Here is a 14,881-nt window from a genome sequence, read left to right as displayed (position 1 = left end):
GGTCCTCAGGTGGTCCGGCGGGGCGCCGGTGACCAGGCCGCCGGCAGCTCTACGTTCTCGTCGTGGTCGATCAGCAGGGGATAGCGGTCGCGCCACCACCGTTCCCGCTCCGGCCGCGGGCCGGACTGCGCGTCGAACGACTTCACCGGCCCCGTCGCGGCCCGGTACCGGGCGTCCAACGGCTCCAACCGCTCCAGGCAGAACATCCGCATCGCCGGGGTGAGGATCGGCAAGGCCTCGTGCAACCAGTCGCGGCAGGCGATGTCGTTGTGGTACTCGAAGACCCATGTGGTGTCGTAGCCCTCTTCGACACCGACCACGAAGTACTCCCAGGACCTCATCTGGACGTAGAGGCTGGGAGCGCTGTGGAACCGGTCGGCCAGAAGCTGTTGGGCTCGATCGGCGGACGCATGGTCCTCCGTGGTGAGTTGCGAGGCATCCACGCCCCACAGCGTTCCAGACGCGACCGGCGCGTCACCGGGCTTCCGGTGGAGCCGTCCTCCTCTTGCCGCTCGCCGGTTGAGGCCTCAGAACCCGACGAGGAGGTGGCGGGGCCCGCGCAGCATGGCGTTGCTCCGGTAGGGCGGCGGGTCCTGCAGCAGGGTCGCCGTGCCGAGGCCGGGGAGGAGCGCGCCGAGCGCCGCCTGCGCCTCGATGCGTGCCAGCGGCGCGCCGTAGCAGAGATGGATGCCGCTGCCGAAGCCGAAGTGCTCGTTGTCCCTGCGGGCGGGGTCGAACCGGTCGGGGTTCTGGAACCGCAGCGGGTCACGGCTGCCCGAGGCGAGTGCGAGGATCACGGACGTCCCCTTCGGGACGACGGTCCCCGCGATCTCCACGTCGGCGAGCGGGATGCGCTCGCGCAGGTGCACCGGCGGCTCGTACCGCAGCAGTTCCTCCACCGTCTCCGGCAGCAAGCCCGGTTCACGACGGAGCCGTTCCAGCGTGTCGGGGTGGCGCAGCAGTGTCAGCACGCCGTTGGTGATCAGGTTGACCGTGGTCTCGTGCCCCGCGATGAGGAGCAGGATGGCGGTCATCGCCAGTTCCTCCCCGGTGAGCCGCAGCTCCGGATCCGGTTCGTTGACGAAGTCCGAGAGCAGGTCGCCGGTGGGCCGGCCGCGGCGCTGCTCGGCCAGACCGAGCAGGTACGCCCCCATCTCCATCCGGGCCGTGCGGCCCGCCTCGGCCCGCGCGGCCGTGTCCTCGCCCGGGCTGATGTCGGCGGAGGCGACGAGCAGGTCCGTCCACTCCCGGAACCGGGGCTCGTCCTCGCGCGGGACCCCCAGCAGCCGGCAGATGACCGTGACCGGCAGGGGATAGGCGAGGTCGTCGACGATGTCGACGTGGTCGCGGCCCCGCAGCCCGTCGACCAGCTCCCCGGTGATCCGGGTGATCTCGCCCCGCATGGCGTCGACCCGCCCGGGGCTGTGCGGAGGGCCGAACGGGCGCATCGCCAGCGTGCGCAGGCGGTGGTGCTCGGGGTCGTCGAGCCGCAGGAACGGCAGGTGCTGGGTCTCCTCCGGCGCCGCGGGGGCCGGGGTGGTGCGGTTGCGGGGGTCGGCGCTGAGCCTCGGGTCGTGGAGCAGGCCCGCGATCTCGTGGAAGGTGCCGACCAGGTAGCTGCCGTCCGTCTGCCGCACCATGGGCCCGGCCTCGCGGAGCTCCGCGTAGAGGGGGTAGGGGTCGGGGCGGCTGGCGTAGTCGGTGATCCGTTCCAGCAGGGTCTCGGCGGTCATGCGTGGTGGCTCCTCGTGGATGGGCGGGGGCAGGTCACCCGGTGGGCTTCGCCAGGACCAGCCGCCGGTCCGGCAGGTACCCGGTGAGCGCGACGGTGGGACCGTGCGAGAGCCTGCTCGGGTCCGGCACGTCGGACGGGAGGGGGACCTCGGCCGCCGCACGCCGGTCCGCCGCCCCCGGCGGAGGCGGGAACGGGGCCGCGGACTCGATGAGGCGCTCGTAGTACTCCAGCGACTTGGCCATGTTGACCGTGACGGCCGCGGTCACCCGGCCGCGGTAGCCGTAGACCATCACCAGCCGGCGCGCCTCCAGCGAACCCTGGGCGATGACCACCTCGTCGGAGAAGGTGGGCACGCCCACCGACTTGATGTTGTGGCCGAACTGGCTCGACCAGAACGTCGGGACCGAGAGGTGCGGACGCCGCAGCGGCCCCGGGCTGATCATGTTGTGCGCGGCCACCTCGGCCTGGTCCACCGCGTTGCGCCAGTGTTCGAGGGAGAGCAACTGGTACTCGTACAGCGGGTGCGGGAAGCGCGAGACGTCACCGGCCACGAAGACGTCGTCCGTGACGATCCCGTACATGTCGAACGCCCGGCACCCGGCGTCGCAGGCGATCCCGCGCGGATCCGCGGCCAGCCCCGAATCCGCCAGCCACTCCACGTTGCGGACGGCGCCCATGGCGACGACGCACACGTCCGCGTCGACGCGGGTGCCGTCCGACAGGTCCGCGCCGGTGAACCTGCCGTTGCCGCGCAGCGAGGTGACGGTCACGCCGCAGCGCAGGTCCACACCGTGTGCCCGCTGCATGGCGGCCGCGAGCTTCGACAGCGTCCCGCCGAGCGCGCCCACCAGCGGGGCGGGGCCGCGTTCGGTGACCGTGACCTCCAGACCGCGCTCGCGGCAGACCGACGCGATCTCCGAACCGGTGAAGCCCGCGCCGATCACCAGCACGCGGCGCGGCCCGGCCGACAGCCGCTCGGCCAGGCGCGCCGCGTCGTCGCTGGTGCGCAGCGTGAACACTCCGTCGAGGGCCGCCTCCTCGGGAACGGGCCAGGGCCTCGCCCGTGTCCCGGTCGCGATCAGCAGGCGGTCGAACGGCAGCGACGAACCGTCGCCCAGCAGGACGCGCTTGCCGACCGGGTCCAGTCCGGTGGCGGGCACCCCCAGCCGCCACTCCGCCTCCGGATCACGGCGCATCGGCAGCCCGGTGGAGTACGCCGACGCGTTGCCGAGCAGGACGTGCTTGGACAGCGGCGGCCGGTCGTACGGCGGGTGGGGCTCGTCGCCCACGACGGTGAGCGAACCGGTGAAGCCCTTCTCGCGCAACGCCTCCGCGGCCCGCAGACCGGCCAGGGACGCACCGACGACGACGATCCGGCCATCCTTCAGTTCAGCGGACACCGGCGCTCACCTCCTCGCCGACCAGGATCGCCTGCACGGGGCACGCCGCGGCCGCCTGGCGCACGCGTTCGTACTGCGCTTCCGGAACCGCCGGGTCGTACAGCAGTGCCTCCTCGCCGTGCAGTTGGAACACGTCCGGCGCAAGGAACACGCACTGTGCATAGCCTTGGCAACGGGTGAGATCCACGACAACGCGCATGCCCAGCCACTCTCTCCGGCCCTCTGATGTCCCTTCATTGGTAAGCCCTGCGGGAGCGCGGCGCGCGTTCGGCTACTCCGCCAGGATGCGGCGCCGCCGTGGCGGGGCCAGGCTGGGCGGGTGTCATGCCGAGTGATCGTCTACCCGCCGTCGGGCAGTGGCGGCCGCCGCGTGCGGTGCGACGGCAGGATCCTCGGCCTCGCCTACAGCCCCCGCGACGTCCTCGCGCTCGTCCGCCGCGCCGGGCTCCGCATGCGCCTGGGCGACCTGTACGACAGCGACCTCGTCGAGTGGCGCGGAGCCGGCCCGACGACCTGGTGACGAGCGTGCGTGCCGGTGGCACCGGCGCGGTCACGCACGCGGCCAGAGCGGCTGCATCACGCCCAGGTCGATCACCGACACCCACTCGGCCGACGGGATCGCCCGCTCCAGTACGAACCACTCGTCCGGCCGCCCGTCGAAGCGGGTCGCCGCAAGCGTCTCCGCGGACCCGGCCGGCAGCCTCGTACCCGCCCAGGCGTGCCACCGCCGCGTCTCGGGCGCCGGAACCTCCACCGTGATCCGCACCGTGCGGTCGCGGAAGGGCCCGGGCAGCGACCCCGGGCTCGGGTCGGTGGTCAGGTGCACTGCCCTCGCCAGCTCCGGTACGTCGTCCAGCCCCTCCGGCCAGGTCGCCCTGATCTCCGCGTCTGCCGAAATCAGCGGCCACAGCCCCGGCCGCGTGAAGTGGAAAAGCAGCATGCGGGGACCTTACTGGCGGATCACCCCGCGCAAGTTTCCGGCATGTGACGACGAGCGCCGCGGTGGTTCGCCGTGCGTCCGTCCGCCTCAGCGCAGGCGGTACGGCGGTCCCGGGGCGCAGTCGCGTGGTGTGTTGTTGCCGCTGTCGCTCAAGTCCGCACAAATCAGGAACAGATGGTTGCACGTGTCCAGCAGGAACGCCGGAAGACCGATGGCGACGGTGATGCCGACGGCGCGGAATCGATGGGCCGCGAGGAGCCGGTGGTAGTCGGACAACAGGCTCTGCCGTCCAGCGATTCTCCGGCGGCGACGCCGACCGCACCGCAGCCGTAGAGGACGGCCTCCGGCCGCGGGGCCCGAGCTTTGGGCCGGAGCCCGGGGGCGAGCACGTCGTGGTGATCTTCGGACCGGCGGGGGCGGCCTGTTACAGCTTGGTCATGAGTTGAGCCAGGACCCATGACGTGCGGGAGCCAGGGTGATCGCCGACGCGTTGCGAACCGCGCGCCGTCGGCTGGTCTCCGCACGCTCGAAAGGCACGGCATTGATCGCTCTCGTCTTCGGAGGGCACGTGTTGTACCTCCTTCTCGTCGCCCTCGTCTCCGCCGCGGTGCTGGGGGTGGTCGCGTCCGCCCTGCGCGGCCGGTCCGACCGGCCGTGGACCTATGCGGCCTGGGCGGCCACGACGACGGCCACGCTGTTCCTGACCCTCTGGCTGAGACCCGTGGGCACAGGGGCGGTCAAGTGCACGGTGAGCAAAGACGTGTTGGAGTCGTTCGGGACGACCCAGGGATGGATGAACGTCGCGCTCTTCGTGCCGATCGGATTCTTCGGAGTGCGCGCCGCCCGGCGTCCGCTGCAGCCTGTGCTGCTGTCCGTCCTCCTGGCCGGCGGTATCGAGACCGTCCAGGCGTGCCTGCCGGTCATCGGCCGCTACTGCGACACCAGTGACTTCGTCACCAACGTCACGGGCGCCGTCGTGGGCGTGGGCGTCGGGTCCCTGTCCCTGCGCCTCGGTGCTTCGGGGCTGTCGCCCTGGCCGAGGCGGCACCGCGGGCTCCTGGCCGTGACCGGGGCGGGATTCTTCGCCGTCGCCTGCGTGCTGTCGACCGTCGTCGACGTGCGCGTGGTCGACCACGCCGAGCCGAGCAGGCAGGCCTCGGCGGAACAGCAGGCGGTGATCGGGCAGGCGATCCGCAAGGCGCTGGGCGACGACGTCAGGATCGGCCGCGTCTCGGACAACACGCCGTGCGGAGTCGACGGAGTGAACGAGGAGGTGTGGGCCGACCTGGAACCGAACGGCGTCGCCTCCATGCGCTGGCCTGATCCGGACAGGTTCGAGCTCGACGTGTCGATGGGACCCCGGACCGAGGCGGCGGCCGCCGGCCGGCCGATCCCGGGGTCCGCCGGGCCCGTCCGTGACGAGGCGGCCGCCGAACGGAGCGCCGGACGCTATGTGGCCGCGCACTATCCCACCGCCGACACGAAGCGGCCCGCTGTGGACCGCGCCGACGACGGCATGGGTGAGACCTGGACGGTCACCTACCCCTACCGCGACGACCGTATGGCGGCCGTGACGTCGCTGGAGGTGAAGGTGAACTCCGCGAGCCGCCTCCTCGCCGTCCGTCTCACCGCATCCACCGGCGACGGCCAGAAGGACAGATTCGTGCCCTGCGCCTGACGCGTCGTGGACGTGGCCGACGAGTTCCCAACGCTCCGGGACCGCCCGCCGATCACGGTGACCGTCCTCGAAGGCCGTCCCGGCCCCGCGCGGCAGCCTGCGGCGGGGCCGTCACTGCGGCGGCCGCGGGGCGTGGCGGTCCCAGCCGACCGCCACCGCCCAGGTGACGCCGGGGCTCGCGGTCACCTCGAGGCGGGTGGCGGCCTCGTGGGTCCGCGTCGCGGCGCCGTTGAGGCTGCCGTCCGGCCGGTCGGAGCAGTGTTCCGTGGTCGCGCCGTAGCGGCCCGCGTCCACCGTGAGCGTGCCCTCGCCCTGGCACTGCGTCGACACGTAGACCGTCCCGCCCGCGGGTTTCGCGGGCAGGGCCTGTGCCAGTGCGCCGCTGCGGCGTCCCGTCGACAGCCACACCACGGCGTCGTCCAGGTCCTCCGACGGGTCGTGCCACGACGCGGCGGAGGGGGCGGACGCCGTAGCCGCCGCTGTTGCCCGCCGTTCGAGAGCGGGGGAGTCCGGTGTGGAGTGCGGCGTGGAGCCTGCCGTGCAGCCGCTCAGCGCGAGGACGGACGCGGCGCAGGCCGCCAGGGCGTGCCGTCGTACGTGGTGGAACACATCAACCCCCGTGTGTGGTACCCGATCGACCGGATCATGCTGGCATCCCGGGCCCCCGCGGTACAGGACGTCCGTTCACGACGATCGGATATATTCGCGCAGCCGTTCGCCCGAAACCCTCTGAGGAGCACTTCTCCGTGGACTCGCCGTACCCCGCGCCGCCGCCCGCACCCCCGCGGCCGGCGCTGGACGGATTCGCCGTGGCGGCCCTGGTGGCCGGGCTGTTGTGCGGGCTGCCCGTGGTCGGCGTCGTACTGGGCGCCGTCGCGCTGTCCCGCATCAAGAGGACGGGCGACCGGGGCAAGGGCCTCGCCGTCACCGGTCTGGTGCTCTCCGCCCTGGGCACGCTGTACCTGGCCGTGATGGCGGCCGGCGGCGCGTTCCAGTCCGGCGAGGGCGCGGAGGACGGCTCCTCCGCGGGGTCGCGCGGCGGCGGCTCCTTCGCCCTCCACAAGGGCGACTGCGTCGACACACCTCATGACGATCTGGTGGACCGGATCGCGAGGACGGCCGTCGCGCCGTGCGCGCGGACGCACACCGCCGAGGTGTTCGGCGTCTTCGAGCTTCCCGGGGGCGGCTACCCCGGCGAGGACTCGATCTCGGAGGCGGCCGAGAGCCGCTGCTGGAGACTGACCAGTGCGTACGCCATGGACACCTGGGCGTTCCCGAAGGACGTCGAGGTGTACTACCTCGCGCCGAGCAGCGAGAGCTGGGTGTGGGGCGACCGCCAGGTGAGCTGCCTGTTCGGCAAGGACGAGGGCCCCCTCAAGGGCTCGCTGCGGCAGGACGAGACCACGCTCGACGAGCACCAGGTCGCCTACCTGAAGGCGGTCAACACCTTCGACGACGCCAAGGCGGAGGCCCCGGAGGCGGAGTACGTCGAGGACGATCTTGCCGCCTACAAGCAGTGGGCCGAGAACGTCACGGCCGCCCTCGACGAGGAGGCGCGCATCCTGCGTGCGCACGAGTGGCCCGCCGACGTGAGGCAGCACGTGGCCGCGATCGACGCGGAGATCGCCGCGGCCCGCCCGCTCTGGTCCAAGGCCGCGAAGGCCAAGGACGCGGACACGTACCACGACCACTACGAGGCCGCCGAGGACCTGTCGGGCGACGTCGACGCGGCGGTCAAGGCACGCGCGGCGCTGGGCCTCGCCACGTCGGCGCCGGCGGCGGACGCGGAGGTGTGATCGCCGGACGGGCGGCGGACCGCGACGGCTCCGCGCTCACGGAGTGATCCCGCGGCGGCAGGTGACTTCTGCCCGGGCTCCCACGCGGGCCCGCGTCCGTCCGCGTCAGTCCGCGCCGGGATCCGGATCCCAGTCGGCCACGGGATGGGCGCAGGTCACCCGGATCGTCGCTGCGGTGAAACGGGGCTCGTGTGCGCAGCCCGCCGGGTGCGGCAGGATCTCGTCCAGGCGGAGGCCGTTGACGCCGCCGAGGTCGAAGGGGCCGCCGTCGTCCGTGGTCACGTCGACCCCGGACACGCCCGTGCAGCGGAGCGTGAGGCCGTGCTCCTGCTCGCCCCGGCAGCACAGGAGGCGGAGTCCGAACCCGGCCGACGCCGCGGGCCGGGCCGGGGGAGTGCGGTGGGCTTCAGTTCCCTGACGCATCGCGGCGCCTGGACGTCGTAGTGGCCCGGGTCGCAGGCGAACGCCCGCGCGCCCGGGGGCAACGACTGCCAGAACGGCCAGGCAGGCCCTGGGGTCATGCCGGTGAACTCCCCTGTCGTGCCGTTCGGCGACGACGTCTCCATGGCCCCCTCGACTCCGCGCGCGCCAGAGGCAGCCATCTCAGGCGTCCGGAATCCTGTCGTCCTCGGATGTGTGCGTGACGGCGAGGAGCGCCGTGTCGTCGGTTCGCCGGCCGCCGCTGTGCCGGTGGTGGTCGGCGAGCACGGCGTCCACGAGGGCGTCCGGGCCGGGGTGGCGGCGGCCCGAGCATCCGGCGACGGGGTCGTAGAAGGCCCCCGACGCGTCGCGGGCCTCGGTGAGGCCGTCCGTGTAGAGCAGCAGATCGGCCCCTTCGGGGAACGGCACCGTGTCGACGCCCTGCGGTCCGTCGCCGAGGGCGCCGAGGCCCAGCGGCAGGCCCGGGCGCGAGGGCTCGACGTACCGCACGGTGTCGCCCACGAGGAGCAGCGGCGGCGGGTGGCCGCGGTTGAGGAGCCGGACCTCGTTTCCCCGCCGGGGGAACTCCGCGAGCACCCCCGTGACGAACCCCTCGAGTTCGGCCGGGCCCCCCGACTGCCGGGCCTCGAGGGTGAGGGCCCGCTCCAGTCGCCGCACGAGACCGGTCAGGCTGGGCTCCTGCAGTGCCGCCTCGCAGAAGGTGCCGACGGCCACGGAGACGGCCCTGACCGCCCCCATCCCCTTGCCGCGTACGTCGCCGACGATGCAACGGACGCCGAACGGGGTGTCGACCACGGCGTAGAGGTCCCCGCCGATCTGCGCGTCCGTCTGGGCGGCCTCGTAGCGTGCGGCGAAGCGCAGCGGGCCGATCCGTTCCGGCGGCGTCGGCAGGACGGCGCGCTGGACGGCGTAGGCGATGTCGCGAACCGACTCGAACCGCTTCTTGCGGTGGTACAGGAGCCGGTTGAGGAAGGCCGCGACCGCGGTCACCGTCGCGACCATGAACAGCTCACTGAAGACGACCGCGCTCTCCCGGTAGCCGAAGTACCGGAACATGGCCCAGTCGAGGAGGAACGCGCTCACCCCGGTGAGGATCGTGCCGCGCAGCGACAGCAGGGGAGCGGCCGCCAGGGTGGCGGCCGCGTAGAGGGCGGCGGCGCTGACGGTGCGTGGGGTGAGGAGGTCGACCAGTACGGCGGAGCACAGCAGGACGACCGGCAGCAGACGGCCGCGTCCTCCCGCCCACTTCCCCGTTCCCAGCCTCGCCACGTGCTGCTCCCGACGCCGACCGGGCTTCTGGCCGGCTCAGGCTAACCGCCTGCCCTACCGCCCCGGGCTCCATGCCGCCCGACTCGCCCACGCCGTACGCCGCCGCGGGGCGGCCGCCACCCGAACGGCGCAGGCCTCGCGTCTCCTCGGACGATCAGGCGGCGCTGTCGGCTTCGCCGGCGCGCAGGCCGCGGCGGAGGGCGTCGAGCTGCTCGGCGATCATGCGCCGGCTCACCTCGGCCCGCGGGGCCAGTTGCGCCGCGCCGTGGAAGGCGCCGGGGAAGTGGTGCATCTCGGTCGGCACACCGGCGGTGATCAGCCGCTGGGCGTAGGCGAGGTCCTCGTCGCGCAGCGGGTCGAGCCCGGCGGCCGCGAGGTAGGTGGGCGGCAGTCCGGCGAGGTCCTCCGCCCTGGCCGGGGCGGCGTACGGGCTGACGCCCTCGCCGCCGCGGAGTCCCGTGCCGCCGAGGTAGTGGTCCCAGCTGCGCTGCGCGTTGCGGCGGTTGAAACCGGGGGTGTCGGCGAAGGCCCGCATGGAAGGGGTGGCGAGACGGTCGTCCAGGATGGGCACGCCGAGGTACTGCATGCTCAGCGCGGGGCCGCCGTGGTCGCGTGCGTACAGGGCCACCGCCGCTGCCAGGTTCCCGCCGGCGCTCTCCCCGGCAACACCGATCCGGTCCGGGTCGACTCCGAGCTCGCCGGCGTGCTCCGCCAGCCAGCGCAGGGCGGCGTAGCAGTCCTCCAGGGCCGCCGGGTAGGGGTGTTCGGGTGCGAGGCGGTAGTCGACCGACACCACGACGGCGCCCACCTCGGCGGCGATGCGGGTCGTCTCGTTGCGGAAGAAGTCCACGAGGCCGATGACGAAGCCGCCGCCGTGCAGGTAGAGCAGGGCGGGCAGCTTCCCGTCGTGGTCCGCGGGGCGGTAGATGTGCACGCGGACGTCCGGAGCGTCCGGCGGGCCCGGGACGGTGACCTCGCGGAAGCCGACCGGGACCGGTGAGGTGTAGGGATCGGCCTCCATCCGCGCCGCTTCCGTCCGCATGCGCTCGACCTCCGCGTACGCGTCCGCCAGGGCGAGCCTGGTCATCCGCGGGGCCAGTTCCGGGTCGAACGGGAAAGCCAACGTCAACTCCTCCTGTGGGCAGGGCGTCTCGGCATGTGCCTGGCTAGCAATGTCGAAGTCAGGGATGGAGTGTACGCACTCGATACTTGCCGGGTCAAAGATCTCCCGCCGCGGCACGGGCATCTGTCACCTCAGTGACGGCCACCGGTCCTCGGCCCACTCCCGCCAGCCCGGCCACCCGCCGGGAGGGCCGCCCACGTCCCCTCCGGCGAGCTCGGCGGCGTCGGGCTCCTCGAACAGCGCCCGCCAGCGGAGCAGGTCCGCCTCGCTCATCGGGAACGTCCGCTCCGGCGTGGTGGCCTGGCGCCGGGCGACGCGGGCCGACTGGGTCTCGTGGTCCACCGGCACGTACACGAGCCGACAGGACCCGCCCGCGGACGCGGCCAGGTGGCGGACGGCCGACCTCTCGTCACGCGACCAGCACCCGAAGTCCAGGACCGCGTTCGTCCCGAGCGCCAGCGCCTCCAGCGCGAGCCGCAGCAGCAGCCCTTCCAGGACGTCGCGCCTGCCGTCCGCCTCCGGCGCGCCGAACAGCGGGATCATCCACTCGTCCGGCGTCAGTCGCAGCGCGGCGTGCTCGGCGGCGAGCCGCCGGGCCACAGTGGTCTTGCCGGCCCCGGGCAGGCCGACCATCAGGAACAGAGAGGTCACCCGGCGATCCTGCCAGAACCGGGACGGGGCCATCGGTGGCACGGCATCCGACCCCCATGGACCTAACGTCCGGCGTGCCGCGCGCCGGACGGCCCCGCGGCGCGTCACGCTGCTGGCGTGATCGGCCGTGCGGTGAGCCGCCCGTCGCGACGTCCGGCTCGCAGGCCGCACACGGCATTCCCACGAAGGGCCTCAGACATGTCCGCTTCCCCCCTCGGCACCCTGTCCCGCTCCAGCTCCCACGCCGTCGCCGAGCGCGGCGTTCCGCCCTACGTCCACGACGCCGCGCTGCTGCTCCTGCGGCTGGCGCTCGGGCTGACGATGGCGAGCCACGGAGCGCAGAAGCTGTTCGGCTGGTTCTCCGGGGTGGGCCTCGACGGCGCCGGACGCGTCTTCACCTCCGCGGGCTACCCGGCGGGCAAGGCGATGGCCGTGATGGCCGGGCTCAGCGAGGTGCTCGGGGGCGTGGGGCTGGCCCTCGGGCTGCTGACCTCGCTCGCCGGGGCGGCGGTGGTCGGCGTCATGGTCAACGCCGTCGCCCTGAAGTGGGGCGGCGGGTTCTTCGCCCCGTCAGGGGTGGAGTACGAACTCATCATCGCCGCGCTGGCGGTCGTGCTGGCCGTCGTCGGGCCCGGCCGGTACGCGCTGGACCGTCACCTTCCGGGCGTGCGGGCCCACCGGGCCGGCCACGGCGTCGCCGCGGTCTTCCTCGGCGTGGTCCTGGGCGTGATCGTGCTGATGTTCCGCGGCTGATCGCCGCGCGGAGGCCCGTGGGGTGGCAGGGCCCGTCCACCGGACGGGCCCTGCGCGCTCGCGGTCAGGCCGCCACGGCGGCGACGAGGCGCCGGGCGACCTCCGCGGCCGACGGCATCGCGGCGATCTCGTCCCGCAGGCGTTGTGCCGCCGCGGTGAACCCGGGCTCGGCGAGCAGCCGGACGACCGCGGCCGTGACCGACTCCGGAGCCTGGTCGCCGATCGGCAGCGCCAGACCCGCTCCCGCCGCCTGCAGCCGGAACGCCTGCCGCTGCTGCCCCGGTGCGCCGGGCACGACGACGGCCGGGATCCCGCGCGCCGCCGCCCCGAAGGTGGTCCCGGAACCGCCGTGGTGCACGATGACCGACACGCCGTCGAGCAGTTCCGCCGCGGGCACGAAGGTGACCATTTCCACCCGGCCCGGTTCCAGCCCGAGGTCGCCGACCGGGATGCCTCCGGAGGTGGCCACCAGATCGACGTCCAGGGCGCTCAGCGAACGCAGCAGCGGACCGAGCGTGGGCGCCGCGTCCCGGGTGGTGCTGAGGCTGACGAGCACGCGGGGCCGGCCGGTACCGGGGACCCTGGCCGCTCGGGAGGTGCCCTCCGGGCCTCGGTGGGGCTCGGGGCGCAGCGCGATGCGTTCCAGGGGCGGCAGCGCGCCGTCGCGCTGCAGGCCGGGCGGGCAGGCGTCCAGCAGCCAGCGGCCGGACGGCGCGTGGGCGGGGGCCTGCAGACCGCGGTCGAGGTAACGGGAGTGCGCCGTGGAGGCCAGGGCGTCCAGTACGTCGGGCTCCAGCGCCGGGTCGATGCCCATCACCGCGGACGGCACCTTGAGCACGGCGGCGACGAGCGGACCCACGAAGTCGCAGTGCTCGGACACGACCAGGTCCGGTTCCCCTGCGCGGGCCCCGGTGAGCGCCTCGTCCACGCCCAGGTCGACGCGCGCCCCGGCGAAGAACTCGGCGACCAGCGCCGGCGACGGATCGGTCATCAGGTTCGCGCCGGTTCGGCGGGTCACTTCGGCGATCGCCACGTCGACGCTGGGACCGGCGGGGATGAACTCAAAGCCCTCCGCGCCGACCGGGTCGGCCATGGCGGCGGCGGAGACGAAGGCGACGTCGTGCCCCTGCGTCCGCAGCGCGCGGGCGAGCGGCAGCAGGGGCAGGAAGTGCCCGGTCAGGGGGGTGTTGAACATGAGGATGCGCATGGGTATCGAGATCACCTGTGTGCTTGTGCCGCGAGCGCGACCGCTGAGGGGCGGACCGTCGTCGCGGCGCGGCTCCCCGGTCCCGTGCTGCCCTGGACCCGGAATTGATTGCGGGCACAAGTATATGGGGGCTATTTGCCGAAGCAAGGACACCCCCTGTGGGCGGCCCGACGGGCTGTCGGTGCCGTCTGGCACGATCGCCACATGACCCGAGCCGACGACCTGATCGCGCGGGTGGCGGCCAGGGCCTCGGCCGCCGCCGGAACCCTGCCCGCGCCTGCCCCGGCCGTGCAGGTGGAGGAGGCCGAAGCCCTTCTGGGCTTCGCGATACCGCCGCTGCTCGCGCGCCTGTACACGGAGGTGGCCGACGGCGGCTTCGGGCCCTTCGGAAACGGGCTCTTCCCGCTGGCCGGGCAGGGCCGCACGGCGGTGAGCGCGTATCTGGCCGAGCGGGGGGAGCCGCAGGCGCCGGACTCCCCGCACTGGCCCGAGGGCGTACTGCCGGTCATCGACTGGGGCTGCGGCATGTACGGCGCGGTGGACTGCCTCAGCGCATCCGGCACCGTCCTCGTCTTCGAGCCGAACGCGGACACCGGTGACCCGGCGGACAGCTGGTTCGTCGACGAGCCGGGCCTGGCCGATTGGCTGGAGACCTGGCTCGCCGGAGGCGGCTGGTACCGGCCCGACGGCCACGGTGACGCCGAACTCCCGGAACCTGCCGGCTGGGAGGAGGCCGCCTCACGACTCGCGGCCCATGGGGCCGCCTAGGGTGCGGGCATGCCTTCTTTTGGTGCCGGTCCGGCCCCGCGGTCGACCCGTGATGCGCTGGCCGGAGGGCGTCCTGGGCGGATCGGGCCGTCATGGCGCTGTCGTGCCGGTGGCTGACCACGCTTCCCGTCCTGCTCACTCCCGCGATCGCCCACACGTTGGGGTTTCCGTAACTGCGGGCTGATTTCGGCAGGTTCTTCGGGACGGCTGCCCTGGTCAGCGCCGTGCTCGCGCCCCTCCTGGGGTTCGTGGTGGCCCTCCGTCGCGCGCCGACGGAAGGCGCGCGGGCGGTTCGTCGTGATGGGAGCGGTCACCGGTGTGCCGGTGCTCTTCTCGTGGGTCTTCGGAGTGCTGCTCGCCGAGTGCCCTGACCGTTGTCACTGCTGACAGCCGGACGTCCCGGCAGCCGCGTTGTCTGCGAGGTACTTCGCGGTCCTGGTGCCGGGCATGGGGACGACGCGCGCCACCGGCCCTACGACGCCCTGCCGGCCCCGCGGCGCCGGCGGGACGCGCCGCGGTAGACCTGCCACAGGCTCGCCAGGACCACCAACGCCCCGGCGAGAGGCCAGCCGAAGGAGCCGCCGTGGCGGTAGTCCCGTATGAAGGCGAGGAGCAGGAGAGCTGACGGGACCAACCCCGCCCAGTCGAGGGCCCGGTCCCCCCTCCGGAACGTCGTCTGTCCGCTCATGCCCGGATCATAGGGCCGGTGCGTGCGCCCCCACGAGCCGCATCCGGGTTCGCCCGCTGTGCGACCTGGCCACGGACCGCCGGGTGCGGACGACCGCGTGGGGTGCGGGCGGTGGAACTACCCGGCGCGGCGGCGGTGCCGCCACCGGCGCGTCCTGTCCACCGCGGCCACGGCCAGCATGAGCAGGCCCACCTTCACGGCGGAGTCGACGAGGTCCTCCGTGCCGCCGAGGGCGTGGGCGAGGCCCCCGTCCGGCGAGTCACAGCGCCGGCCAGACGACCAGCACGGAGACGGCGAGTCGGCGCCGGGACGGAGTCGTGTCGGTCATGGGGTGAGGATATCGGCGGATCCGGCGGGCTCTGGCGACCGTTCGTGCAGTTCATGGGTGTGATTGCTCCGGTTGCATCGGTGGCGCGATGCCGACAGCATGTT

General features: G+C 73.4%; 18 protein-coding genes. 5 read left to right on the top strand and 13 right to left on the bottom strand.

Going from position 1 to position 14,881, the window contains the following annotated elements:
* Nucleotides 1–5 precede the first annotated feature (5 nt).
* From PV342_RS09900 to PV342_RS09885, 4 genes are all read right to left on the bottom strand, one after another.
* Nucleotides 6–443, bottom strand: a complete 438-nt coding sequence (locus PV342_RS09900) for a hypothetical protein (RefSeq protein ID WP_400808360.1) — start codon at nt 441–443, stop codon at nt 6–8.
* Nucleotides 444–527: 84 nt separating this feature from the next.
* Complete coding sequence (locus tag PV342_RS09895) at nt 528–1,733, bottom strand: cytochrome P450 (RefSeq protein WP_500316655.1); 1,206 nt, start codon at nt 1,731–1,733, stop codon at nt 528–530.
* 34 nt (nt 1,734–1,767) lie between these two features.
* The gene (locus PV342_RS09890) at nt 1,768–3,135 is read right to left on the bottom strand and encodes an NAD(P)/FAD-dependent oxidoreductase (protein ID WP_018560901.1); all 1,368 of its coding nucleotides are present in this window, start codon (nt 3,133–3,135) and stop codon (nt 1,768–1,770) included.
* A complete protein-coding gene (locus PV342_RS09885; RefSeq protein ID WP_386992078.1) occupies nt 3,125–3,334 on the bottom strand; it encodes a ferredoxin in 210 nt (69 codons plus the stop codon). The genes PV342_RS09890 and PV342_RS09885 overlap by 11 nt, the downstream gene beginning before the upstream one ends.
* Nucleotides 3,335–3,454: 120 nt before the next feature.
* Between PV342_RS09885 and PV342_RS09880 the strand changes: the two genes are divergently transcribed.
* Nucleotides 3,455–3,655: a hypothetical protein gene (locus PV342_RS09880; RefSeq protein WP_386992080.1), complete on the top strand. Its 201-nt coding sequence runs from the start codon at nt 3,455–3,457 to the stop codon at nt 3,653–3,655.
* Between the two features lie 30 nt (nt 3,656–3,685).
* Here the strand turns inward: PV342_RS09880 and PV342_RS09875 are convergent, their stop codons facing one another.
* Both PV342_RS09875 and PV342_RS09870 read right to left on the bottom strand, forming a co-directional pair.
* Nucleotides 3,686–4,075: a hypothetical protein gene (locus PV342_RS09875; protein WP_400808352.1), complete on the bottom strand. Its 390-nt coding sequence runs from the start codon at nt 4,073–4,075 to the stop codon at nt 3,686–3,688.
* A gap of 87 nt (nt 4,076–4,162) precedes the next feature.
* Entirely contained in the window at nt 4,163–4,351 is a 189-nt protein-coding gene (locus PV342_RS09870) for a hypothetical protein (protein WP_500316653.1), read from the bottom strand.
* 292 nt (nt 4,352–4,643) lie between these two features.
* Between PV342_RS09870 and PV342_RS09865 the strand changes: the two genes are divergently transcribed.
* Entirely contained in the window at nt 4,644–5,753 is a 1,110-nt protein-coding gene (locus tag PV342_RS09865) for a VanZ family protein (protein WP_400808343.1), read from the top strand.
* 111 nt (nt 5,754–5,864) lie between these two features.
* Here PV342_RS09865 and PV342_RS09860 read toward each other — a convergent pair whose 3' ends face one another.
* A complete protein-coding gene (locus tag PV342_RS09860; RefSeq protein WP_400808339.1) occupies nt 5,865–6,362 on the bottom strand; it encodes a hypothetical protein in 498 nt (165 codons plus the stop codon).
* 137 nt (nt 6,363–6,499) lie between these two features.
* On the opposite strand from PV342_RS09860, the gene PV342_RS09855 reads away from it, so the two are divergent.
* Complete coding sequence (locus PV342_RS09855; protein ID WP_500316651.1) at nt 6,500–7,549, top strand: DUF4190 domain-containing protein; 1,050 nt, start codon at nt 6,500–6,502, stop codon at nt 7,547–7,549.
* Between the two features lie 105 nt (nt 7,550–7,654).
* Here PV342_RS09855 and PV342_RS09850 read toward each other — a convergent pair whose 3' ends face one another.
* The 4 genes from PV342_RS09850 to PV342_RS09835 all read right to left on the bottom strand — a co-directional run bounded on the left by PV342_RS09850 (nt 7,655) and on the right by PV342_RS09835 (nt 11,033).
* Entirely contained in the window at nt 7,655–7,972 is a 318-nt protein-coding gene (locus tag PV342_RS09850) for a hypothetical protein (RefSeq protein ID WP_500316649.1), read from the bottom strand.
* A gap of 180 nt (nt 7,973–8,152) precedes the next feature.
* Nucleotides 8,153–9,259 (bottom strand): PP2C family protein-serine/threonine phosphatase, encoded by a 1,107-nt coding sequence (locus PV342_RS09845; protein ID WP_500316647.1) that lies wholly within the window; start codon nt 9,257–9,259, stop codon nt 8,153–8,155.
* A 154-nt stretch (nt 9,260–9,413) separates the two neighbouring features.
* Nucleotides 9,414–10,382, bottom strand: a complete 969-nt coding sequence (locus tag PV342_RS09840) for an alpha/beta hydrolase (protein ID WP_400808328.1) — start codon at nt 10,380–10,382, stop codon at nt 9,414–9,416.
* A 126-nt stretch (nt 10,383–10,508) separates the two neighbouring features.
* A complete protein-coding gene (locus tag PV342_RS09835) occupies nt 10,509–11,033 on the bottom strand; it encodes a P-loop nucleotide/nucleoside kinase family protein (protein ID WP_400808326.1) in 525 nt (174 codons plus the stop codon).
* A 198-nt stretch (nt 11,034–11,231) separates the two neighbouring features.
* Between PV342_RS09835 and PV342_RS09830 the strand changes: the two genes are divergently transcribed.
* Entirely contained in the window at nt 11,232–11,786 is a 555-nt protein-coding gene (locus tag PV342_RS09830; protein ID WP_018560889.1) for a DoxX family protein, read from the top strand.
* Between the two features lie 64 nt (nt 11,787–11,850).
* Here the strand turns inward: PV342_RS09830 and PV342_RS09825 are convergent, their stop codons facing one another.
* The gene (locus tag PV342_RS09825; RefSeq protein ID WP_500316643.1) at nt 11,851–13,008 is read right to left on the bottom strand and encodes a glycosyltransferase; all 1,158 of its coding nucleotides are present in this window, start codon (nt 13,006–13,008) and stop codon (nt 11,851–11,853) included.
* A 189-nt stretch (nt 13,009–13,197) separates the two neighbouring features.
* Between PV342_RS09825 and PV342_RS09820 the strand changes: the two genes are divergently transcribed.
* Nucleotides 13,198–13,761, top strand: a complete 564-nt coding sequence (locus PV342_RS09820; protein WP_500316641.1) for an SMI1/KNR4 family protein — start codon at nt 13,198–13,200, stop codon at nt 13,759–13,761.
* Nucleotides 13,762–14,233: 472 nt separating this feature from the next.
* Here PV342_RS09820 and PV342_RS09815 read toward each other — a convergent pair whose 3' ends face one another.
* Nucleotides 14,234–14,449 carry a hypothetical protein gene (locus PV342_RS09815; protein WP_386992105.1) on the bottom strand — a complete coding sequence of 72 codons (216 nt, stop codon included), beginning with the start codon at nt 14,447–14,449 and terminating at the stop codon, nt 14,234–14,236.
* Nucleotides 14,450–14,881: the final 432 nt, after the last annotated feature.

Source organism: Streptomyces sp. PA03-3a, from assembly GCF_033792735.1.
Classification (GTDB): Bacteria; Actinomycetota; Actinomycetes; order Streptomycetales; family Streptomycetaceae; genus Actinacidiphila.
Note: the sequence above shows the minus strand (reverse complement) of the source record. Positions and strands in the feature narration are given on the sequence as shown.

Coding starts and splice junctions, on each gene's coding strand:
- PV342_RS09895 (WP_500316655.1), bottom strand. CDS start 1,733: ATGACCGCCGAGACCCTGCTGGAACGGATCACCGACTACGCCAGCCGC.
- PV342_RS09885 (WP_386992078.1), bottom strand. CDS start 3,334: ATGCGCGTTGTCGTGGATCTCACCCGTTGCCAAGGCTATGCACAGTGC.
- PV342_RS09875 (WP_400808352.1), bottom strand. CDS start 4,075: ATGCTGCTTTTCCACTTCACGCGGCCGGGGCTGTGGCCGCTGATTTCG.
- PV342_RS09850 (WP_500316649.1), bottom strand. CDS start 7,972: ATGCGTCAGGGAACTGAAGCCCACCGCACTCCCCCGGCCCGGCCCGCG.
- PV342_RS09830 (WP_018560889.1), top strand. CDS start 11,232: ATGTCCGCTTCCCCCCTCGGCACCCTGTCCCGCTCCAGCTCCCACGCC.
- PV342_RS09820 (WP_500316641.1), top strand. CDS start 13,198: ATGACCCGAGCCGACGACCTGATCGCGCGGGTGGCGGCCAGGGCCTCG.
- PV342_RS09815 (WP_386992105.1), bottom strand. CDS start 14,449: ATGAGCGGACAGACGACGTTCCGGAGGGGGGACCGGGCCCTCGACTGG.